Source organism: Paraburkholderia sp. USG1 (assembly GCF_031570135.1).
GTDB lineage: Bacteria > Pseudomonadota > Gammaproteobacteria > Burkholderiales > Burkholderiaceae > Paraburkholderia > Paraburkholderia dioscoreae.
In genome coordinates, this window is record NZ_JAMWXW010000008.1 from 170,018 (window position 1) to 190,006 (window position 19,989).

The following is a 19,989-nucleotide window of genomic DNA, read 5'->3' on the forward strand; positions in this document are numbered from 1 at the left end:
GCCCATAACGCCCGCACCGCGCTCACCCGCCTGCGGGCGTTTTAACGAACTCGGCCTGAATGCGCACATGAATATCGTCGCCGACGGCCGGATACCACGTAGCCAGTCCAAACCTGGCGCGACTGAAATGACCCTCGGCAGAAAAGCCGAGCGTGTCTTTTTTCGTGAGCGGATCAGGCGCAAAACCGTTGAAGGTGACATCAAGCGTGACCGGTTGCGTGACGCCGTGAATCGTCAGATCGCCGGTCAACGTGCCGCGCGACTCGCCGGTGCGCTCAAACCGCGTGCTGACGAAGCGGATCTCCGGATAGCGCTCCACGTCGAGCATGCTGCCGCTCTTCACCATTTTGTCGAGTAGCGGCACATTCGTGTCGATGCTCGCGGCGTCGATCGTTACCGACGTCGTGCTCTTGTCCAGACCGCCTTCATTCCAGTCGAGCTGTCCCTTCTTGCGATCGAAGCGCGCCGTAAAGCGCGAATACTTGAAGTGATCGATGTCGAAGGTGATGCTGCAGTGATCCGGATCGATTTCGTAGCGGCCCGGCGGCACACGCGCTTCGTTTTGACTGACCGAATGCGTGAGCACTTGCAAAGGCGTGCAGGCCACCGCCGTCAGTAGCATTGCGCTCAGGAAGGCGCGCACAAACGTGGCGCGGAGAGTCAGAGTGCTCATGAAGTTCGTTCCCGTTGACCGATTCCGCTCAAGATAACAGGTCGCACACCCAACCCGCAAAAACGCAAAAGACTTGACGAGGGAGAATGATCGTTCTACCCTTCGTCTCATGGATACCGAAACTCACATTGAATCAGTGCCGCCGGGCAGCGCCCGCGAGCGGTTGCTGAATGCGGCGGAAGCGTTGATCTACGCCGGCGGCATTCATGCAACCGGCGTGGACGCGATCGTCAAGCAGTCGGGCACGGCGCGCAAAAGCTTTTACACGCATTTCGGATCGAAAGACGCACTCGTGGCGGCTGCGCTCGACCGGCGCGACGAACGCTGGATGAACTGGTTCATCGCAGGCACGCAACGGCACGGTAAGACGGCGCGCAAACGTCTGCTCGGCATGTTCGAGGTGCTGCGCGAATGGTTTGCGTCGAAAGATTTTCATGGTTGCGCGTTTCTGAATGCGTCCGGTGAGATCGCTTCCGCGGACGATCCGATCCGGATCGTCGCGCGCAAACACAAGGAACGCCTGCTGGCGTTCGTGCGAACCGAATGCGACGAGTTGGCTGCGGAGTCGGGTATGGATGCCCGCCGCGCCGCGCGTCTGTCGCGTCAATGGTTGATCCTGCTCGACGGCGCGATTGCCGTCGCGCTGGTGAGCGGCGAGCCCGATGCGGCGCTCGACGCGCAAGCTGCAGCCCAAGTCCTGCTCGACGCGGAGTGTGCGAGCGAGTCAGGCACACCGCCACGCAAACGACCGCCGTCCCGGCGGACCGCAACCTGACTGAGGAACCATCATGACCGATCCGATCGAAACCCGTCCGCCGCTGCCGCCGTTCACACGCGAAACCGCCATCCAGAAAGTGCGCGCTGCGGAAGATGGCTGGAATACCCGCGACCCCGAGCGCGTGTCGCTCGCCTACACAAAAGACAGCGTATGGCGCAACCGTGCCGAGTTCACGAACGGTCGCGCGGAGATCGTCGGCCTGTTGCGCCGCAAATGGGCGAAGGAGCTCGACTATCGTCTGATCAAGGAACTGTGGGCGTTCACCGATAACCGCATTGCGGTGCGCTTTGCCTACGAATGGCACGACGATTCGAACAACTGGTTCCGCTCGTACGGCAACGAGAACTGGGAATTCGACGAGCATGGACTGATGGCGCACCGTCATGCCAGCATCAACGATATGCCGATCCGCGAAGCCGACCGCCTTTTCCACTGGCCGCTCGGCCGCCGTCCTGACGACCATCCGGGCCTGTCCGATCTCGGTCTCTGACCTGCACGGCGAACGCCTGCTGCGCGTTCACCGCTCCGACATCGGTTCTCCGTTATTGTTGCGTCTGCGCTTGCGGGCACGTCATGTGCCCGCGCGCCCGAGCGTGTCCTCAACATCGTGCTGACGGGTTGAGGTACAGTGCGCGACGGACGGCACGCAAGCATACCCAGAACACAGATGACGCCGGCGCTCGACCGGCGGCGGAGAGTACATGCATTTTCGGCAGATCAACAAGAACATCCGACGCGCGGCACTTGCGCTTGTTGCCAGCCTGGCCGCGGCCTCCGCCGCGCATGCAGGCAACTGGTGCGAAGGCGGCGTATGGGTCGACGCCATGCTGGGTTCGTATCACATCAACCCCGACCCGAACACCCATTTCGAACAGTTCAACCCGGGACTCGGCGTCGAATGCTGGCTCAATAACCAATGGGCGCTGACTGCCGGTGGCTTTCGTAATTCGTTGCGCCGGCCTTCGTATTACGGCGGCGGTGTGTGGGCGCCGGAGTTCGCGCATTGGGGCATCGTGCGGATCGCGGCGATCGGCGGGATCATCTCGGGATATAACTACGGCAACTGGGGTTTGGGCCGCAATCATACGATCGGCCCGGTGGTCGCGCCGATCGTCATGGTCGAATATAAGCGGGTGGGTGCGAACTTCATTGTGATTCCGCCGATCCCATCGGATGATCTTCCGTTTACGATCGGGTTTCAGTTGAAGGTCAAGTTCTAGTCCATTGTCGTGATGCGCCTCTATAGGTGAGCGATTCCAGGATGGTGAGGAATTCCAGGAGATGACCTCATCCAGATCAACGGTGAAGCTTTCCAGGAGACCGATCGAGTTCGCTCAAAGGTGAGTCGTTCCAGGAGCTGAACAGCACTTCAATCGCTTATGAAGATACGTAAGGTGAGGAGTTCCAGGAGATCGTCCGAAAAGGTGAGCGGTTCCAGGAGGTGAGCGATCGGCGCATTGAATCCGCACCTGCGATAAGGTGAGGATTTCCAGGGAGTTGTCTTCATCGCCATGAATGACGAGCCAGTTGTCTGTGATCGCAAAGCGTAAGGCCGCGCTCCTGCTATAGGTGAGAATATTCGGGAGCCGGCGAGGTGAGAATATGGCCACCTGTGTGCGCACTTCAAATGCAAAGGTGAGGGAATTCGGGAGCACAACTCCAAGCCCTCGTCTGTCTGATTTTCGATGAGCTTGACATTGGTTTCCTAGGAAACTAATATCCGGTCAACGCTCTCCGCTACTCCGTTTACCCCATGCAAGGTTCTCGTCAGAAAGACAACGCCAATACGCCGGCTCGCAAGAAGCCCGCGGCGGATCGAAAGAAACCCGTTAGCGGTCTCGAATCGCACGTCGGTTACTGGCTGCGCTTCGTGTCGAATCACGTATCGCATGGGTTCCAGATGAAAGTCGAAGCCCACGGCGTAACCGTGTCCGAGTGGGTGTTGCTGCGGGAGATTTACGGCTCGGGCCCCACGTCTGCTACGGCGCTGGCCGCACGCACCGGCATGAGTAAGGGCGCGGTGTCGAAACTGCTGGCGCGTATTGAAGCCAAGGCGCTGCTGGAACGCGAGACGGTCGAAGAAGACCGCCGCAATCACGTCGTCGCGTTGAGCGCGTCGGGACTGAAGCTCGTTCCCGAGCTGGCGCGGCTGGCCGATCAGAACGACGAAGAGTTCTTCGGCCACCTGCCCGCTTCGGTCAAAACGGCGATTGTCGACGCCATGAAAAACGTGGTTGCCGTCCACGGTCTGAAAGCGGTGCCCATCGAATAAACGCGCAATCGTGCCGGAGATAGTCATGTCTGCAAAGCTCAATGAAGCAAGCCGTCGCGCCGCCGAAAACTGTGCGCATCAATCCCACAACGGTACGATCGACTTCGGCTCGGTGGTGCGCGCGCTCGGTGAGGCCGGTATTGAATCGTATTTCACCGATTACCGTCGCGGCGAGCATACGTACTACGCGCCCGGCGGCGAGACGCACGTGATCGCTTTGCCGCTGCCCGACGTCGCCATTGCGAACGCATTCGACGCCGATGCCGTGACCCAGGCCGTGCGCGGCGCGCAAAGCGGCGCAGTCAAATACGCGGAGTTCGTGAGCCGAACTCTGGCGGCAGGATGCGTCGGCTATTTCGTCTGGATCACGGGACGCCAGGTGCAGTATTTCGGCCGGCGCGGCGAAGTTCACGTCGAGCGCTTTCCCCAATGACGCCTGACGCTTTCGCGAGGGAAATCAAGGCCGCGCTCGCCCCGCACGCTGACGCGGAGCGCGCACTCGCGATGCGCGCCTACATGCGCCACCACTTCGAGTTCATCGGCGTGCCGACGCCGCTGCGGCGGCAAGCGGTTTTGCCGGTACTAAAGGCGCTGCAGGTGGAGAACGCCGATCATCTGCTGGTATACGCCAATGTCCTATGGACCATGCCGGCGCGCGAGTACCAGTATGTCGCCACGGATCTGCTGGCGCGCAAATGGAAGACGCTCGCGCTGGGTGACATCGCGCGTCTGCTGACGATCGCGCAGCATGCTTCGTGGTGGGATTCGGTCGATCCGCTCGCGGCCGTGGTAGGCGGCGTGCTGAAAGCGGCGCGAGTCGAGGCGCCGCAGGCGCAGGCCGCGATGGACACCGCGCTTCAGCACGAATCGTTATGGGTGCGGCGCATTGCAATGATTCATCAACTCGGCTGGCGCGGGCATACCGACGAAGACCGGTTGTTCGGGTACGCGCGTGCGCTGGCCGCGGAAAGCGACTTCTTTATCCGCAAAGCGATCGGCTGGGCCTTGCGGGACTACGCGCGGCACGCGCCCGACGTGGTGAGCGGCTTTCTGTCGGCCTCGCGAGACCTCATATCACCGCTCACTCTGCGCGAAGCATCAAAGCATCTGCCGCCGATCCGCTGAATTCGCCTGTACGCTGAACGCACAACTTTCGAAGTGCGAACGTCAATCGCCGCCGTGCGCCAGCGCGACACGCGCCTTGTCTTCCGGACTATCGGCGATGAAATACTTCTTCGCCCATGACCCATCCGGCGCCAGCATCAAACGCTCATGCGTATCGTCGTTCTTCTTCTGCCGTATGGCCAACGCGCGCGCCCGATAGTGCTCATAGAGCCGCAGAAACTCCGCGAGATACGTGCCGGCAATGCGGCGGTCGCGAATCTCCAGCAGATTCTCGTCGTTGAAATGTTCGGAGTTGTTGCTCATGTTTGCCGAACCCGTGTAGACGACCGGATTCGTGCCCTCTGCGTCGATCACCAGGAACTTGTGGTGAATGATGACGGGTGCGTACTCCGGCGGGTGCTCGCCTGGAAAAAGGCGTAGCTCGGGTTCGAAGCCTGCCGGCACGGTCGCCGGTGAAAAATACTCCGCGTCGATCACGTCGCGCTTGTCGCGGCCGCGGTGATACAGCTCCATGTTGGCGAGCGCCGTCGTCGAGACGATCTGCCCGTTTTTCTCCGCCTCCTCCGCAGCTTCGGCCGACTTTGGGCTGATGTGATTGACGAGGCCGAACATCATCAGGCCTTTGTCGCCGGCCGCGAAACAGGCCTCGCGCAGTGGCGCATCGGTCGGCATGAAGAGGCAGAACACCACGGAGTGCTTCGCTTTGCTGATCGCATCGACGATCGTGTCGATCTGCAAACGCGAGTCTTTCTCTTCCGGTGAAAAACAGACCCGCACTTGCGCGCTGCCGATCCGAATCGAGTCCGACCAGCCCGGCGTGAGCTTCGCGGTCGCGGCAATGGTCGGATTGCCGGCGAGCGCCTTGGCGCGGTCGCTATAGAGCGTGGCCAGTTCCGGCGAATCGAACAGATGCAGCACGTTCGCCTGCTCCGTGATGCCCTCGGTGGTGAAATTGGCCGAACCTGTCAGCACGCGCGCCGGTGATGCCGCGCCGTTGCCGTTGTTCACCACGATGAACTTGTCATGCATGATGTGCGTCTTGTCGCGCGGCGCGAAGGTGGCGACATCTCCGAGTTCGTCGACGGCAGGCTGATTCGGCGACGGTGCGGGCGGTTTGCCCTTCTGCGACACTTTGTGCGAGTCGTACACAACAGCGAGCGACGCTTTGCCCTGCTTCTTGCCGAACGCTTCGAAAGCCGGTATCGCCCAAAGCGGATCGGTCAGGTGGTACACCGCCGACGCCGCGCGCTGCGCATGATCGAGTGTGAGCGCGAAGGCTTCCTGCAAGTCGTTCGCAAGCCATGTGCGCAGCCGCAATGCCTGTTCCGTCGACGGCGCCGCGTGCGGCGCGAGATGAAGCGCGGCGACTTTGCGCGCGAAAGCCTGTGAGCTGACCACGGCGCGATTGAACCATGAGCCGATGCTCTCCTCCATATGCGCGGGCAAACTCAACTTGCATTCGCCCTTTTGCGCGTGGAGCAATTGCGGCGCCTCTGGATTGCCGATTACCGGATAGACGAGATAGGTGAACGACTTCTCGCGATCCGCTTCGTCGATTCGCGCATCCCACCACATGAATTTCTGAATGGGCGCCTCATTCGACGGCGCGTCTTTCTGCGTATCCGGCACCGCGCCTTTAAAGGTCAACCGGTTGGGTAGCCAACTGCTGGCTTCGCGCTCCTGTCCATCGGTCGCGAGGAACCCCGGCGTCCGTTTGATGGCGAAACCGAGGAAGTCTTCACGCGTGCCGCCTTCGGGCCAGTCGAAAGCCAGCAGGACGAGTGTCGGGGACAGATAACTGCGGACGCTGACATTCATCAGTTGCTCCACGGTGTCGAATGGAGCTTTAGTCTGGACGCACAGTTTGTTGGAATGGTGACAAGATACAAATTAAAAAGACGCTAGTTAACGGCGCGTTATTCGAAAACTTGAGAGATAAATTTAATACTTAAATGTGTTCCAGAATTCTGTAGTCATCGCTTAGTAATATGCGTGCGTAATACTCCGCAGCGCTGCAAGTCAGAGCATATTTCGCATAAAACGCGCTGCTCCCCATGAGGGCTGACGCGAAGGCCAGACCCCGGGGGGTTAACATGACTATTCGTCATCGCATCACGCTATTGGTTGTTCTGATGTTCGTCGCCTTATCGGCAATCGGCGGCTACGCTGTCTACCAGACGCGCGGCAGCGCAGGCGAGGTGCGCAAGGTCACGGAAGGCGTCGTGCCCAGCGCGCTTGCTTCCGCCGATCTCGTGTCGCAAGTCAAGGACGTGCAACTCGCCACGATGACGCTGGTCTACGCGCCCGACGCCAACATGGTCGCCCAGGCGCAGGACGAACTGAACAAGAAGCGAGCTTCGCTGCAACAGGCGCTGGCGTTGCAGGACAAAGATGCCGCGAGCCACGCGCAGAAGGGGCTCGTTTCGCAGGCCAACGACAGTCTCCAGAACTATTTCTCCGCGATTGCCGAGACGGCCAAAATGAAGGCCGAGGGCAAGAACGAACTCGCGCAGGCCTATCTGTTTGCCAATGTCGCGCAATATCGCGACGAACTCGAAGGGATCGTCGAGACCTTGCGCGTCGAGAAGAATCGCGAGAAAGACGAGGCGATTACCACGCTGAACGCCACACTCGCCACGACAACCACGGCGATCGCCGCAGTCACGGGTATCGCGATCATTCTGCTGACTTTCATCGGCGCGCTGCTTTACCGCCAGATCACGCGTCCGCTCAGCCGCATGCAGGCCATGATGAGCGAAATCGCGTCGAGCCAGGATTTCACGCGGCGCGTTCCGGTCGGCCGGCTGGATGAGATCGGTCATTCGATCGTCGCCTTCAACGGCATGATCGAGAAGATTCAGGAAAGCTCGGCGCAACTCAAGCAGAAAACCGCTGACATTCAGGCGATGTTGCAGAACATGCAGCAGGGCATTCTGACAGTGATCGACGGCGCCGTGATCCACGCGGAGTACTCGGCCTATCTGGAAGACATCTTCGAAACGAAGGATATTGCCGGGCGCGGTTTGATGGATCTGGTGTTCGCGGACACCGACATCGGTTCGGACGCGCTCTCGCAAGTCGATGCGGCCGTGCATGCCTGCCTCGGCGAAGACTGCATCAACTTCGCGTTCAATCAGCATCTGCTGGTCGGCGAGATTTCCAAACGCATGCCCGACGGCCGCGTGAAGATTCTCGACCTGAGCTGGTCGGCGATTACCGACGAAAACGACGTGATCGTGCGCCTGATGCTTTGCGTGCGCGACGTTACCGAACTGCGCAAGCTCGCGGCGGAGGCCAGCGAACAGCGCCGCCGTCTGGACATGATCGGCGAAATTCTCGCGGTGAGTGAAGAGAAGTTCCATCACTTCATTGAGAGCTCGGCCGGTTTTATCAGCGAGAACGAGCGGATCATCCGCAAGCACTCGGCGGCGGATCACGCGGCGATTGCCGAGCTGTTCCGCAACATGCACACCATCAAGGGCAATGCGCGCACCTACAACCTGCAGCATCTGACCAACGTCGTGCACGAAACCGAACAGAGCTATCACGAGCTGCGCCAACCGGATGCGGGCCGTTCGTGGGATCAGGAGCATCTGATGCGTGAATTGACGCGCGTTCGCGAGGCTATCGAGAGCTACGCGAAGATCAACGAACAGAGTCTTGGTCGCAAGGGCAAAGGCCAGGCCAACGAGGCCGGCAACTCGGGCCATTACGTGATGGTCGCCAGGGAACATATCCAGCACACGCTTAGCATGCTGGAACAGACCAACGCCGGCGAACTGCAGGAACTTCAGTCCATGCGTGATGCGCTGCGCCGCACGCTGCGGGCACTGGGTAGCGAAAGCGTGCGAGACGCGCTATCCGGCGTGCTGGATTCGCTGCCTTCGCTCGCGAGCGAGCTGGGCAAGCCCGCGCCGAGCGTGCGTGTCGACGACAACGGCTACCGTCTGCGTGGCGAGGCGGGCGGCACGCTGAACAACGTGTTCATGCATCTGCTGCGCAATTCGATGGACCACGGCATCGAAACCGCAGAGACACGCAGCGCGCACGGCAAGGCGCCTGCCGGCTCGATCCGTATCGAAGTCGGCCTGGATAGCGGCGCGTTGCAGATCACGCTCAGCGACGACGGCCGCGGCCTCGCGCTCGAACGCATTCGCGGTATCGCAACGGAGCGCGGCTGGATTGGCCCTGACGACACGCTGAGCGACGAAGCGATCGCCGATTTCATTTTCCGGCCGGGCTTCTCGACCGCGGAAACGGTGACGGAGTTGTCGGGGCGCGGCGTCGGTATGGACGCGGTGCGCGATTTTCTCAAGCGCGCGAACGGCAGCATCGAACTGCGCTTTACCGATGATCAGAAGGGCGCGGCGTACCGTCAGTTCCAGACGATCGTCTGTCTGCCGGATAGCATCGCTGTCGATACGCTCGGCGTAGAAGCGCGCGGCGAAGCCGGCGCACTGCAACTCGACGCGATGGCGGACTGAGCGCCGCATCGGCGTACGTCGCGGCGGCATTTGAAGGAAACGGTTGTGATTCAACAGTATGTATTGGCGGTAGCAGCCAGCAGCGCGGTCACCGCGCTGCTGGCATTTGCCGCGCACAAGCTGCACAGCGCAAAGCTGACGGCACGGCTGCACGCGAAAGCGCAAGCGCGGATCGACACACTCGAGGCCGCCCAGGCCGGGCATGGCGCAGCGATTGCGGAGCGCGAGCGGGCGGAACAGGAACTGCAAGCGCTGACCACGCAGTTGCGCGACGAACTCGCGCTCCAGACGGCAAACGCCGAAGAACTGCGCGCCGCGCTGAAAGCGGCCACCGAGGACAAAGACCAACTGGCACATCAGGCCCAGAAGATCGCCGGCGAGGCCGAGCGTCTGAAGAGTCTCGGCGCGACGTTCGAGCGCTGGCACGAGCAGATGATTTCGCTCATGACGCAAAACAACGACATGCACGCGAAGAATCAGGAACTGTCGTCGATTGTGCGGCATGTGGTGATCGTGTCGCTGAACGCGTCGATCGAAGCCGCGCGGGCGGGTCCGGCCGGTCGCGGCTTCGCGGTGGTGGCGAGCGAAGTGCGCGCGCTTGCCGCGCGGTCCGAAGAGTTGTCGAAGAGCTATCGCGACAGCCTGCACCGCAACGACCTGACCACGACTTCCACGTTTCAGGACATTCAGGCGGGTGGCAAGATGATCGCGGCGTCGCTCGCCAGCGTCGAGTCGCTGGCCAATCAGTTTCATTCGAAGCTGCATGAGGTGGCGGTGTGATTTCGGTCCACGCCAAGGACAGCTTCGACCGCATTTTCCGCAAGGCCGCCCAGGCGCGTTTGCCGCTGGATGCCGGCGATCTGTGCGAGATCGCGCCGATTGCCGACGCCAGCGTTGGAGTATCCAAAGACACGCAAGTGGTCGTGTTGACCATTTCGTCGATCGTGTTCAGGTTGTTGCTGATTCTTCATTTCGACGAAGACGAGAGCACGCGCGCTTACTACCTCAAAGACGCCGCCGACGAGCGGCCGTTCCAGGAAGTCTTTCTGGAAATCTGCAATCTGTGTTGCGGGGCGATGAATCAGGAGTTGTTGCGCTACTTTCCGGACCTCGGCATGTCGACGCCTTACGTGCTGAACGCGCGTTGCCTGCCGCATCTGCATGAATTGAAGCCGGGTTTGCTGTCGTCGTATTCGGTCACGCTGAACGGCACCGTGCGGCTTGCCGCGACGGTATGCGTATGCGCCTATGCGCCGATCGACTTCGTCGCCGACACGAGCGCGCTCGAAGAAACCGGCGGCGAGCTGGAATTGTTTTGATTGGGCAAGCCATTGCCGCTGTGAGCAGGAACGCGAGATGAACATGAACAAACCGGTCAGCAAAGTGCTGGTGCTGGACGATTGCCCGGCTCACAAAGAAGCGCTGAAGCGCTTCTGCGACGAGAACAACCTGGTCGGCGTGAAAGTCGCCAAAAACCGCCTGCAGTCGGTCCTGCGCTCGAATATCGATCTGGGCGCGGTGTTGTTCGCCGAGCGTTACGGCGGTTCGCCGGAAGCCAGCGCCGAAATCGCGATCAGGATCAACGCGGTGCGCCCCGAGTTGCCGATCATCATGCGTCGGGATAACGACCCAGGCATGGACGACTTGCCGGAGGGCTTGCGACGCGTGGTGTGCGCCGCGTATGTCGCCCACGATATGGCGCCGCTGCGCCAGGTGATCGACGAGTACATCTTCAGCCTGGATTATCCGAACGCGCTGGTGCGTGGCATTGCCGACATGACACAAGCCATTCTCGGCGACGTGTTCAAGGATCTGACCATCACGTGCGACACGCCGCATATCGTGCGCGACCGCATTATCTTCGGCGAGGTGTTCAGCCTGATTCCGCTGGAAAGCGCATGGTGCCGCGGCTACATGATGATGCAGGCCGAAGAGACGCCGATCCTCGAACTGCTCGATCGTCACCAGATGATCGACAACACGCAGCGCGGCGAGGCGGATTTCCGCGATCTCAACAGCGTGCTCGGCGAGGTGACGAATCTGATCTGGGGTTCCTTCCGGAACCGCTATGTAGGCGATGCGGATGCCTGGGCACGCAGCCAGGTCCAGGTGCCGCTGCTGGTGAATCACAAGCACAAGTACATCTCGTTTGGCAGCGGCAATCCGCAACTGTGCTTCACGTACTGGTTGAAAGACCCGAAGTCGACCCGGGCGGTCAAGTTGCATCAACGTTTTGTGTTCAGCCTGAGCTGGTCGCCGGAGGACTTCAAGGAAGTCGCGGACGACGTCGGCGCAATGGTCGAGGCAGGCGAACTGGATCTGTTCTGAGTGTGGTCATAGGAAAAAACATGTCGAAAATTCTGGTGGTGGATGATTCGAGCACGGTGCGCGACGAAGTGGCCGGCTTTCTCAAGAAAAACGGTCTGGACGTCGACACGGCGGTGGACGGCAAGGACGGCCTCGCCAAGCTGAAGGCCAGCCCCGGCATCAAGCTGGTGATCAGCGACGTCAACATGCCGAATATGGACGGCCTGACGATGGTCGAGAAGATTCGCGGTGAGCTCGCGAACAAGACCGTCAACGTCATCATGCTGACGACCGAGAGCAGCCCGGCGATGAAGGAGCGCGGCAAGGCGGCAGGCGTCAAGGGATGGATCGTCAAGCCGTTCAAGGGCGACGCAGTGCTGGAAACGTTTCGCAAACTGGCGAGCTAGACGCGGCTGCGCAGTCCTCGCACGCAAAGGTGAGTGTTTTCGGGAGCCGTGTGCGCGCGTGGTTTTGACTCTGTTGCGCAGTCACTGCGGCGGCCGAAACACGCTATATAAGCGAATAAACCGGCCGGTCTGGCGATCGAGGCGATGCCTTTGGATCCGTTCGCCTGTTCAAAGGTGAGAATATTCGGGATCTTTCGAGTATCCATGTGACGGCGGCCAGAAAGCGTCGTTCACATTGAGGCATGCGTGATGCACGCGTGCGCTATCTATCATGCCTCGGATTGAAAACGGTGAGCGGCAAGGTCGATCTGCACTCACCAGGCCGCTCTGTTTCAGCACGATGGTGTCGATGACCGGCACACTTCGATCACAATATCCGTCCCACGCGCGAGTCGCGCCTCTCCAGCGGCTGTAAAGCTGCGCGCACACGGCCGCTTACCTGGGTATGCAAATTAGTCCGCCGGATTTAAAGGTGAGGGTTTGCGGGAGTGGCCTGTTCCGGAGCACCCGTGCCACGCCCAGCATGCTGTTGCGGCCTGCCCCCAAGCTCGAAAGGTGAGCGTTTTCGGGAGCAGTTCAACGCGCACTTCACGCAGGATCCCAAGCGCTCCATGCCAAAGGTGAGTGTTTTCGGGAGCACGCGGGCAACGCGTACGGTGCGCCACACGCGCCGCCGCGTATCACGTTCCGCGTTGAAAGAGTTGGGAAGAAACTGGCAACCTTGGGGGCTGTTCCGCGTTTTGAGAATACCCGCATGCAGAGAAGATTGGCGACGCGGACGACAGCGGGCGCGGATTGACTATATCCGCACGCCAGGTGCCTGTCTCTGAAAAACGATCGTCTCCTGGAATCAGTTGGATGAGTCAGCATATTCTCTTCGTGGGCGCCGATGCCGGCTTGACTGCGGTGGTGGGCGAATCATTGCGCGGGCAGGGCTGCGGCGTGTCTGCACGTCCGCCTGGCGCGGGGCTCAAGCACGTGGTCGAGATGGAACGGCCTTCACTACTGGTCCTCGACATCTCGGCGCCGCATGGCGATGGCCTCGCTGTGCTGCGCGACTTGCGCATGGGCGGCAACGACGTACCCGTGATTCTGCTGTCGGCAAGCAGCAAGGCGATTGATCGCGTGATAGGTCTCGAGCTCGGTGCAGATGACTTCATGAGCAAACCCGCCGACCCGGCCGAACTGCTCGCCCGCATTCGCGTGTTGCTACGCCGCCGCGGCGCGGTTGCGCCAGGCGCTCCTGAGACCCGGCCGCCTTATCGTTTCGGCCGCTGCGAACTGAACTTCTCCGCTCGCGAATTGCGCCGCGACAACGAGCACTTCGCATTGCGCAGTTCCGAGTTTGCGTTACTGAAGATCTTCGTCAATCACGCGATGACCGTGCTCACGCGCATGCAGCTCAACGAGAAGCTGCGTGGCAACAGCGTATTGCATCAAGGGCGCAGCCTCGACGTGTCGATCTGGCGGCTGCGTCGTCTGATCGAGATCGATCCTTCGGAGCCGCGCTACGTGCAGACTGTGTGGGGACGCGGCTATGTGTTCGTGCCGCACGGCGAACTCGGCGCGGCCGAGCGCACCGTAATGGTCGCGCCCGGCGCGTAAATCAGCGGCGAGTCAGGGCAAAGGTGAGAGTTTTCGGGAGCACTTGATCCGCTCCGATGTTACTGCGTTTTTTGCTCATTACGCCGGTCTGGCGATCTCGCGAATGTCGGCAACCGGCGTTTGTCCGAATGCATCGCTCAATGCGTAATCGAGCAACTGGGTGGCGCATTGTTCGGGCGTCGCGAGTTGGCCGTTGCGTTTGAGGTCTTCGAATTTCTCGCGCATCGGGAACTGTTCGACTCCGCTGCCGCGAATCTCCGCCTGCATATTCGTATCGATCACGCCGGGCGCCAGGCTGCAGATGCGCAACGCACGGTTCGCGTCGAGCGAGACGGCACGCGCGTGGTGATCGAGCGCGGCCTTGGTCGCGCAGTAGATGCTCCAGCCAGCGTACGCATTGCGTGCCGCGCCGCTGGAAATATGCACGATGCGCCGGTCGGTGGCGTCGACGGCGGCTGCGGCGAGCGCGCTGGCGAGCATCAACGGCGTGGCGACATTGAGGCTCACCGCGTTCGCGATGGCCGCCGCGTCTTGTCCTTCAATCGGGCCAATCGGCTGCACCATCCCCGCGTTGTTGATCAGCAGAACGGTTTGCGCGCCGCTGGCGAATGCGCGTAGCGCATCGGTCGCGATCCATTGCGTGACGCGCGCGGTGTCGGCCAGTTCCAGTTCGATTTCTTCGAGCAGCGCCGGGAAGCGTGCCTTGAGCGTGGCGTGACGCGAGCGGGACAAACCCAGCACCGCGATTCCGCGAGCAAGGAGTTGTTCGGCGAGCGCCGCGCCCAGACCGCGGGTGTGGCCGGTGACGATCGCACGGATCGGAGAAGAGGTGGTCATGTCGGTCCTTGGGATCAATGGCTTGAGCGAGGCGGCCATTTTCTCACGCAAGATTTTCTTGCGCTCAGTGTCCAGCGTCATACGCTGACGGCCGGGCGCGTTGCCTCGGCCTCAGGGCGACCGGAAGCGTTCGCGGTATTGCATGGGCGTCGCGCCGATGCGCTTGGTGAAGACAATGCGCATGCGGTCCGCCGTGCCGAAGCCGCAGTCGTACGCGATTGCCTTCAGCGCCGCGCCGCTGCTCTCAAGCAGCTTGCGCGCGGCATCCACACGGGCACGTTCGACGAATTCATGCGGCGTTACCCCGGTCTCCTGCACGAACACCCTCGCGAAGTTGCGCGCGCTCATACCTGCGACATCAGCCAGTTGCTTCACCGTGAAGCTCTCGCGAATCCGTTCCATGACGTGTGCCTGGACTTTGGCGACCGGCGACGTCTCGTCGGCAGGTGCGGTCAGATAAGGGCTGAATTGCGATTGACCGCCTTGCCGCTGCGCGAACACCACGAGGCGTTTGGCGACCGCGAGCGCGATCTGCGGCCCATGATCTTCGGCGACCAAAGCAAGCGATAGATCGATGCCGGCCGTCACGCCCGCTGACGTCACGAGTGGTCCATCGCGCAGATAGATACGATCGAAATCGACGCGTGCGTTGGGGAATTGCGCCGCCAGTTGCGCCGCATGCTGCCAGTGTGTGGTGACGTTGTGGCCATCGAGCAAGCCCGCGTGGCCGAGCGCGAATGCGCCGGTGCAGATGGAACCGTAACGGCCGCACTGGCTGGCGACGTTCGCTAGCCAATCCAGTACGCGCGCATCCGGCGCGTGATCGGGCAGCGCCGGGCCGCCCGCGACCAGCGCGAGATCGAACGCGTGACGTGCTTCGCTGAAAGTAGCGTCGGCGACCAGCGTCATGCCATTGGACGCACGCAATGGCGCGGATTCCGCGCCAAGCAGCGTCACCTCGTAACGATCGTCGGGCGCGATGAACCGGTTGGCTTCGGAAAACACGTCGACGGGACCGGCGACGTCGAGCGCCTGCACCCCGGGAAAGATGGCGATCGCAACGGTGGGCATCGAAAACTTCCTTTGACGACGGACGGACTCCGCATGCCGCGGCAGTCAACGCGGTGCGTTTGGCAGTGTTCAACGGTCCACGGCGATTGTTTGCGACGATGCGTTGACCAATACTGGATTTCATCGGACGCGGCGCTTGAATGGTTGAAAAAAGCGCCGCGGACCAGCATACCAAACGCGCATTCAAATCACCAAGAACGCGCGTCCCGTTCATTCGAATCCATCACGGAGTTCATCACATGACCACGATCGCAGGCATTCAGATTCCCGACAGCATGATGGCGCGCGAAGCCACTCAACTCGTGCGCGATACCGAAACCGAGCTGCTGTACCACCATTCGCGGCGCGTCTTCCTGTTCGGCTCGCTGGCCGGCGCGCGCAAACAGCTGAAGTACGATGCCGAACTGCTGTACATCGGCGCGATGTTTCATGACATGGGACTGGTTGCGCCGTATAGCAGCGAGCACGACCGCTTCGAGGTGGACGGCGCGAACGCGGCGCGTGATTTCCTGCGGCGCTACGGCATTGGTGAGGACGACATCGATCAGGTGTGGAACTCGATCGCGCTGCACACCACGCCAGGCATTCCGCAGCATATGAAGCCGGTGATCGCGCTAGTCACGGCGGGCGTGGAAATGGACGTGCTGGGCCTCACCTACGATGAATTCTCCGAGCACCAGCGCCACGAGGTCATTCACGCGCATCCGCGGGGCGCACATTTCAAGGAAGGCATTATCGACGCATTCGCGCAGGGCACGATTCACAAACCGGAGACTACCTTCGGCAACGTGAAAGCGGACGTGCTGGCGGTGAAGGATCCGCATTATCATCGCGAGAATTTCTGCACGATGATCCTGGGTTCGGCCTGGAAGGACTGAGTTGAGTCTGTGCCGCGGGCAAAGAGTCCGACGCAGCCGCTTGGCGAGCAGTTCGAGACCGATGATTGCGACGAGCGACAGCGGGGCGACTTTGACGCCCGTGACGGACGGCATGCGCGGCCTCGGTGCTTGACTGGAGAACCACTCTTGTCACAGGGAAGCCGCGTTGCCTGTGGCTGCACCGACACAGGATAGGCCCGTTGCATCAATCACTTGGGTGGGCTGTGCGCAGGTTGTCCACAGCCTTGCAAACAATTTGTGGGGATAAGTTCAGGGGACGGCTGGAGGCGGGGATATGGCGCCTTCAGCGTCGACATAGCATGTACGTCCGCACCGAAGGCAAAACCGATCCCGTGCCTTAAGTCTTCAGCGGCGACGCAGCCGCCGCTTCCTGCGACTGCACCTGCAAAACCGCATCACGCTTATCGAGCAGGTGTTGCCGGAGAATCGCGCTCAGCTTCTTACCGTCACGCGCCTCAAGCGCCTTCAGCATCTCGTCGTGATCGTGAATCGCGCGATCCCATTTGGGAACCTGGAAATTCGACCGGAACCTGAGCGCTTGCAGGCGCCGGTTGACCGCCATATAAGTCTGCCTCAATGCCGAATTTCTGGCAGCCTCATTGATCTTGTCGTGAATCGCCTGATTGCGGCTGTAGTATCCAGGTAGATCGTTTTGCGTACGGCACGCGAGCATGGCGTAATGCAGCGCCTTGATCTCGCTGAGTTCTGCCGCCGTCATGCGCTCCGCGGCCAGTTCGCCGGAAAAAGCCTCGAGACCACTCATCAATTCGAAGGTCTCGCGCAACTCGGCCTCCGACATTTTCGATACCGACGCGCCGCGATTCGGCGAAATTTCGATCAGCCCTTCAGCAGCCAGAACCTTCAGCGCTTCACGCAATGGCGTGCGTGAAATGCCGAGCGTCTCGCACAGTTCGCGCTCGTTCAGTTTCTTGCCCGCTTCGAGCGCGCCTTCGACGATGAAGCGACGGATGTGCTCCACCACCGTGTCATGCAGACGCTGCCGCTCGACCTTCGGCATCAGCGGCGAAGGAGCGATGCCCGTCTCAAAACCAGAATTTTGCATACAAAAGCCCTCAACCTCTCATAGCGCGATTTTATAGGAAACTCAAGGATTAGTTAATAGCACGGGTAAACACGGGTGCCAGAAAGTGACGTTCGTCTTGGGTACGTCATCGTTCATCTGATATAGTTTTTTGAATGCAAAATTCAAATCGGAGGAGCCCAATGCTCAAGCTAGATTTTCACCCCGCCGGCCGTCATTTCCTGCAGATTCCCGGTCCGAGCCCCGTGCCCGACCGTATCCTCCGGGCAATGAGCTACCCCACCATCGACCACCGCGGGCCGGAGTTCGGCGAGCTCGGTCTGACGGTGCTCGACGGCATCAAGAAAATCTTCAAGACGCAGCAGCCCGTGGTGATTTATCCAGCCTCGGGCACGGGCGCCTGGGAAGCGGCGCTGTCGAACACGTTGAGCCCTGGCGACCACGTGCTGATGTTCGAAACGGGCCACTTCGCCACGCTGTGGAAAAAGATGGCGGACAGCCTCGGGCTGAAGCCGGAATTCCTCGGTCTGCCGGGCATTGAAGGCTGGCGCCGCGGCGTGCAGCCCCAAATGATCGAGGAGCGCCTGCGTGCCGACCCGCAACACGCGATCAAGGCCGTGTGCGTGGTGCACAACGAAACGTCGACGGGCGTGACCTCCGATATCGCCGCCGTGCGCCACGCAATCGACGCCGCTGGCCATCCGGCGTTGCTGCTGGTCGACACGATCTCGGGCCTTGCGTGCGCCGACTACCGTCATGATGAATGGGGCGTCGACGTCACGGTCTCGGGTTCGCAAAAAGGATTGATGCTGCCGCCCGGCATCAGCTTCAACGCGATCTCTCCGAAAGCCGTGGCGGCCAGCAAGCAGGCAAGACTGCCGCGCAGTTTCTGGGACTGGGCTGAAATCGTCGAGATGAACAAGACCGGCTACTGGCCGTATACGCCGAACACGAACCTGCTTTACGGCCTCTCGGAAGCGCTGGAAATGATTCTCGGCGAAGGGCTCGACAATGTGTTCGCCCGTCACGAACGTCTCGCCGAAGCGGCCCGCCGCGCGGTGCGCGCGTGGGGCCTGGAGATTCAGTGCGCCGATCCTGCCGTATACAGCCCGGTGCTCACTGGCGTGATGATGCCTGACGGTGTCGACGCCGACGCGGTGCGCAAGGTCATTTACGAACGCTTCGACATGTCGCTCGGCACGGGCCTCGGCAAGATGAAGGGGCGTATGTTCCGCATCGGCCACCTGGGCGACTGCAACGATCTGATGCTGCTCGCCACGCTGGCTGGCTGCGAAATGGGTCTGCGGCTCGCGGGCGTGCCGCTCAAGGAAAGCGGCTTGCCTGCCGCGATGGAATGGTTGAGCCAGGCGGCCACGGCCTTGGGGTTGAAAGTGGCGGCCTGAGCACGTGCCGATCTGCGTTCAGGCCTGAAAGTGGCGGCCTGAGCACGCGCCGACCTGCGTTCAGGCCGCAAGTGCCTGCCGGTACGCGGTCGGCGCCACGCCGACGCTCTCGCGGAAGCGGTGGCTGAAATGGCTGGCGTTCGCGTAGCCGCATTGCTCGGCGACCTGCGCGAGCGGTAGCGTCGTAGTCCGTAACAACGTGCGGGCGCGTTCGAGCCGCTGCTGCGCGATCCACGCGGCGGGCGGCAGTCCGAACGAAGTACGGAACATGCGCGCGAGATGAAATTCCGACAACGCCGCTACGCCGGCCAGCTCACCAAGCGTAAGCGTCTGCGAAAGATGGCTTTCGATATAGTCGCGCAGCCGCCGGCGAGTCGCGACCGACAGACCGCCTTTGAGCGACGCGTCCGTGCGGCGCACGCCTTGGGCGCGCAACAGCAGACTCAGCACCTGATGCGCGGTCTCGTTGGTGCGCAGCAAGCCGTCGGGGTTCTCCCAGTCTTCATTCGCAAGCGATTGGCACAGACTGGCGATGCGGGCGTCTTCGAAATACGTGCGATCCGCGAGCGTCAGTTCGCGCGGCTCGCGGTCGAGTTCCTGAACGGCGCGCTGTGTGAAATGCTCGGGCAGGAAGTACAGATGCATGAAATGCATGTGCCCGCGTACCCACCAGCGTGATTCGTGATCGCCGGGCAGCGCGCAGAGCCGCGACGGCGCGCCGTAATGCCCCGGCATTTTCTGGCGCTCGGTGCGATAGCCGCCGTCCAGATAGCACGACAGCGTGTGATGGCCGGGCCGTTCATAGACGGTCTCGGCTTCTTCCGTGTCGCGCGTCCAGACGGCGATGGCCAGCCGGTCGCCGAGCCACGCGAACCGGTCCAGATTGGCGTTCGCGCTGCTCAGCGTGTGACACACCGACTGAAGGCCGAACGGCGTTTCAGTGGAGTGGGTCGCGGGAGCGGGCGGTCTGGTGTTCACGAAGCGTGCGAATACTTGTCATGACTGAATGAGCGCCAGTATACGATGGCCCGCGTGGGCGGCGTGCGGCTACTGAAATGTGCGCAATCCTGGACAAGTGCGGCCAGC

The 19,989-nt window shown here is 61.3% G+C and carries 20 protein-coding genes; 14 read left to right on the forward strand and 6 right to left on the reverse strand.

Going from position 1 to position 19,989, the window contains the following annotated elements:
* Positions 1 to 22 precede the first annotated feature (22 nt).
* The gene (locus tag NE850_RS13325; protein ID WP_007178653.1) at positions 23 to 673 is read right to left on the reverse strand and encodes a YceI family protein; all 651 of its coding nucleotides are present in this window, start codon (positions 671 to 673) and stop codon (positions 23 to 25) included.
* 109 nt (positions 674 to 782) lie between these two features.
* Here NE850_RS13325 and NE850_RS13330 point away from each other — a divergent pair, with 109 nt between their 5' ends.
* From NE850_RS13330 to NE850_RS13355, 6 genes are all read left to right on the forward strand, one after another.
* Positions 783 to 1,448 carry a TetR/AcrR family transcriptional regulator gene (locus NE850_RS13330; RefSeq protein ID WP_007178654.1) on the forward strand — a complete coding sequence of 222 codons (666 nt, stop codon included), beginning with the start codon at positions 783 to 785 and terminating at the stop codon, positions 1,446 to 1,448.
* Between the two features lie 13 nt (positions 1,449 to 1,461).
* Entirely contained in the window at positions 1,462 to 1,941 is a 480-nt protein-coding gene (locus tag NE850_RS13335) for a nuclear transport factor 2 family protein (RefSeq protein ID WP_007178655.1), read from the forward strand.
* A gap of 211 nt (positions 1,942 to 2,152) precedes the next feature.
* Positions 2,153 to 2,671 carry a hypothetical protein gene (locus NE850_RS13340; RefSeq protein ID WP_007178656.1) on the forward strand — a complete coding sequence of 173 codons (519 nt, stop codon included), beginning with the start codon at positions 2,153 to 2,155 and terminating at the stop codon, positions 2,669 to 2,671.
* 533 nt (positions 2,672 to 3,204) lie between these two features.
* Entirely contained in the window at positions 3,205 to 3,723 is a 519-nt protein-coding gene (locus NE850_RS13345) for a MarR family winged helix-turn-helix transcriptional regulator (RefSeq protein ID WP_007178657.1), read from the forward strand.
* Positions 3,724 to 3,748: 25 nt separating this feature from the next.
* Positions 3,749 to 4,156: a hypothetical protein gene (locus NE850_RS13350; RefSeq protein WP_007178658.1), complete on the forward strand. Its 408-nt coding sequence runs from the start codon at positions 3,749 to 3,751 to the stop codon at positions 4,154 to 4,156.
* On the forward strand, positions 4,153 to 4,848 hold the full coding sequence (locus NE850_RS13355; protein WP_007178659.1) for a DNA alkylation repair protein: 696 nt from the start codon (positions 4,153 to 4,155) through the stop codon (positions 4,846 to 4,848). Before NE850_RS13350 ends, NE850_RS13355 begins: the two co-directional genes overlap by 4 nt.
* Before the next feature lie 42 nt (positions 4,849 to 4,890).
* Here the strand turns inward: NE850_RS13355 and NE850_RS13360 are convergent, their stop codons facing one another.
* Positions 4,891 to 6,666 carry a phospholipase D-like domain-containing protein gene (locus NE850_RS13360; RefSeq protein ID WP_165187538.1) on the reverse strand — a complete coding sequence of 592 codons (1,776 nt, stop codon included), beginning with the start codon at positions 6,664 to 6,666 and terminating at the stop codon, positions 4,891 to 4,893.
* 275 nt (positions 6,667 to 6,941) lie between these two features.
* On the opposite strand from NE850_RS13360, the gene NE850_RS13365 reads away from it, so the two are divergent.
* From NE850_RS13365 to NE850_RS13390, 6 genes are all read left to right on the forward strand, one after another.
* Positions 6,942 to 9,332 carry an ATP-binding protein gene (locus NE850_RS13365; RefSeq protein ID WP_165187540.1) on the forward strand — a complete coding sequence of 797 codons (2,391 nt, stop codon included), beginning with the start codon at positions 6,942 to 6,944 and terminating at the stop codon, positions 9,330 to 9,332.
* Positions 9,333 to 9,377: 45 nt separating this feature from the next.
* Positions 9,378 to 10,112 carry a methyl-accepting chemotaxis protein gene (locus NE850_RS13370; protein WP_007178662.1) on the forward strand — a complete coding sequence of 245 codons (735 nt, stop codon included), beginning with the start codon at positions 9,378 to 9,380 and terminating at the stop codon, positions 10,110 to 10,112.
* Positions 10,109 to 10,651, forward strand: coding sequence for a hypothetical protein (locus NE850_RS13375; protein WP_007178663.1), 543 nt, complete (start codon positions 10,109 to 10,111; stop codon positions 10,649 to 10,651). The genes NE850_RS13370 and NE850_RS13375 overlap by 4 nt, the downstream gene beginning before the upstream one ends.
* Positions 10,652 to 10,688: 37 nt before the next feature.
* On the forward strand, positions 10,689 to 11,660 hold the full coding sequence (locus tag NE850_RS13380; protein WP_007178664.1) for a chemotaxis protein CheX: 972 nt from the start codon (positions 10,689 to 10,691) through the stop codon (positions 11,658 to 11,660).
* Positions 11,661 to 11,680: 20 nt separating this feature from the next.
* The gene (locus NE850_RS13385; RefSeq protein WP_007178665.1) at positions 11,681 to 12,046 is read left to right on the forward strand and encodes a response regulator; all 366 of its coding nucleotides are present in this window, start codon (positions 11,681 to 11,683) and stop codon (positions 12,044 to 12,046) included.
* 858 nt (positions 12,047 to 12,904) lie between these two features.
* Complete coding sequence (locus tag NE850_RS13390; protein WP_007178666.1) at positions 12,905 to 13,651, forward strand: winged helix-turn-helix domain-containing protein; 747 nt, start codon at positions 12,905 to 12,907, stop codon at positions 13,649 to 13,651.
* 78 nt (positions 13,652 to 13,729) lie between these two features.
* Here the strand turns inward: NE850_RS13390 and NE850_RS13395 are convergent, their stop codons facing one another.
* Both NE850_RS13395 and NE850_RS13400 read right to left on the reverse strand, forming a co-directional pair.
* On the reverse strand, positions 13,730 to 14,488 hold the full coding sequence (locus tag NE850_RS13395; RefSeq protein WP_007178667.1) for an SDR family oxidoreductase: 759 nt from the start codon (positions 14,486 to 14,488) through the stop codon (positions 13,730 to 13,732).
* A 111-nt stretch (positions 14,489 to 14,599) separates the two neighbouring features.
* A complete protein-coding gene (locus tag NE850_RS13400) occupies positions 14,600 to 15,559 on the reverse strand; it encodes a GlxA family transcriptional regulator (RefSeq protein ID WP_007178668.1) in 960 nt (319 codons plus the stop codon).
* Between the two features lie 239 nt (positions 15,560 to 15,798).
* Between NE850_RS13400 and NE850_RS13405 the strand changes: the two genes are divergently transcribed.
* Positions 15,799 to 16,437, forward strand: a complete 639-nt coding sequence (locus tag NE850_RS13405; RefSeq protein WP_007178669.1) for an HD domain-containing protein — start codon at positions 15,799 to 15,801, stop codon at positions 16,435 to 16,437.
* A gap of 358 nt (positions 16,438 to 16,795) precedes the next feature.
* Here the strand turns inward: NE850_RS13405 and NE850_RS13410 are convergent, their stop codons facing one another.
* Entirely contained in the window at positions 16,796 to 17,521 is a 726-nt protein-coding gene (locus NE850_RS13410) for a GntR family transcriptional regulator (protein WP_007178670.1), read from the reverse strand.
* Between the two features lie 161 nt (positions 17,522 to 17,682).
* On the opposite strand from NE850_RS13410, the gene NE850_RS13415 reads away from it, so the two are divergent.
* On the forward strand, positions 17,683 to 18,903 hold the full coding sequence (locus tag NE850_RS13415) for an aminotransferase class V-fold PLP-dependent enzyme (protein WP_310698847.1): 1,221 nt from the start codon (positions 17,683 to 17,685) through the stop codon (positions 18,901 to 18,903).
* A 60-nt stretch (positions 18,904 to 18,963) separates the two neighbouring features.
* Here NE850_RS13415 and NE850_RS13420 read toward each other — a convergent pair whose 3' ends face one another.
* Positions 18,964 to 19,881 (reverse strand): helix-turn-helix domain-containing protein, encoded by a 918-nt coding sequence (locus tag NE850_RS13420; protein WP_007178672.1) that lies wholly within the window; start codon positions 19,879 to 19,881, stop codon positions 18,964 to 18,966.
* Positions 19,882 to 19,989 lie beyond the last annotated feature (108 nt).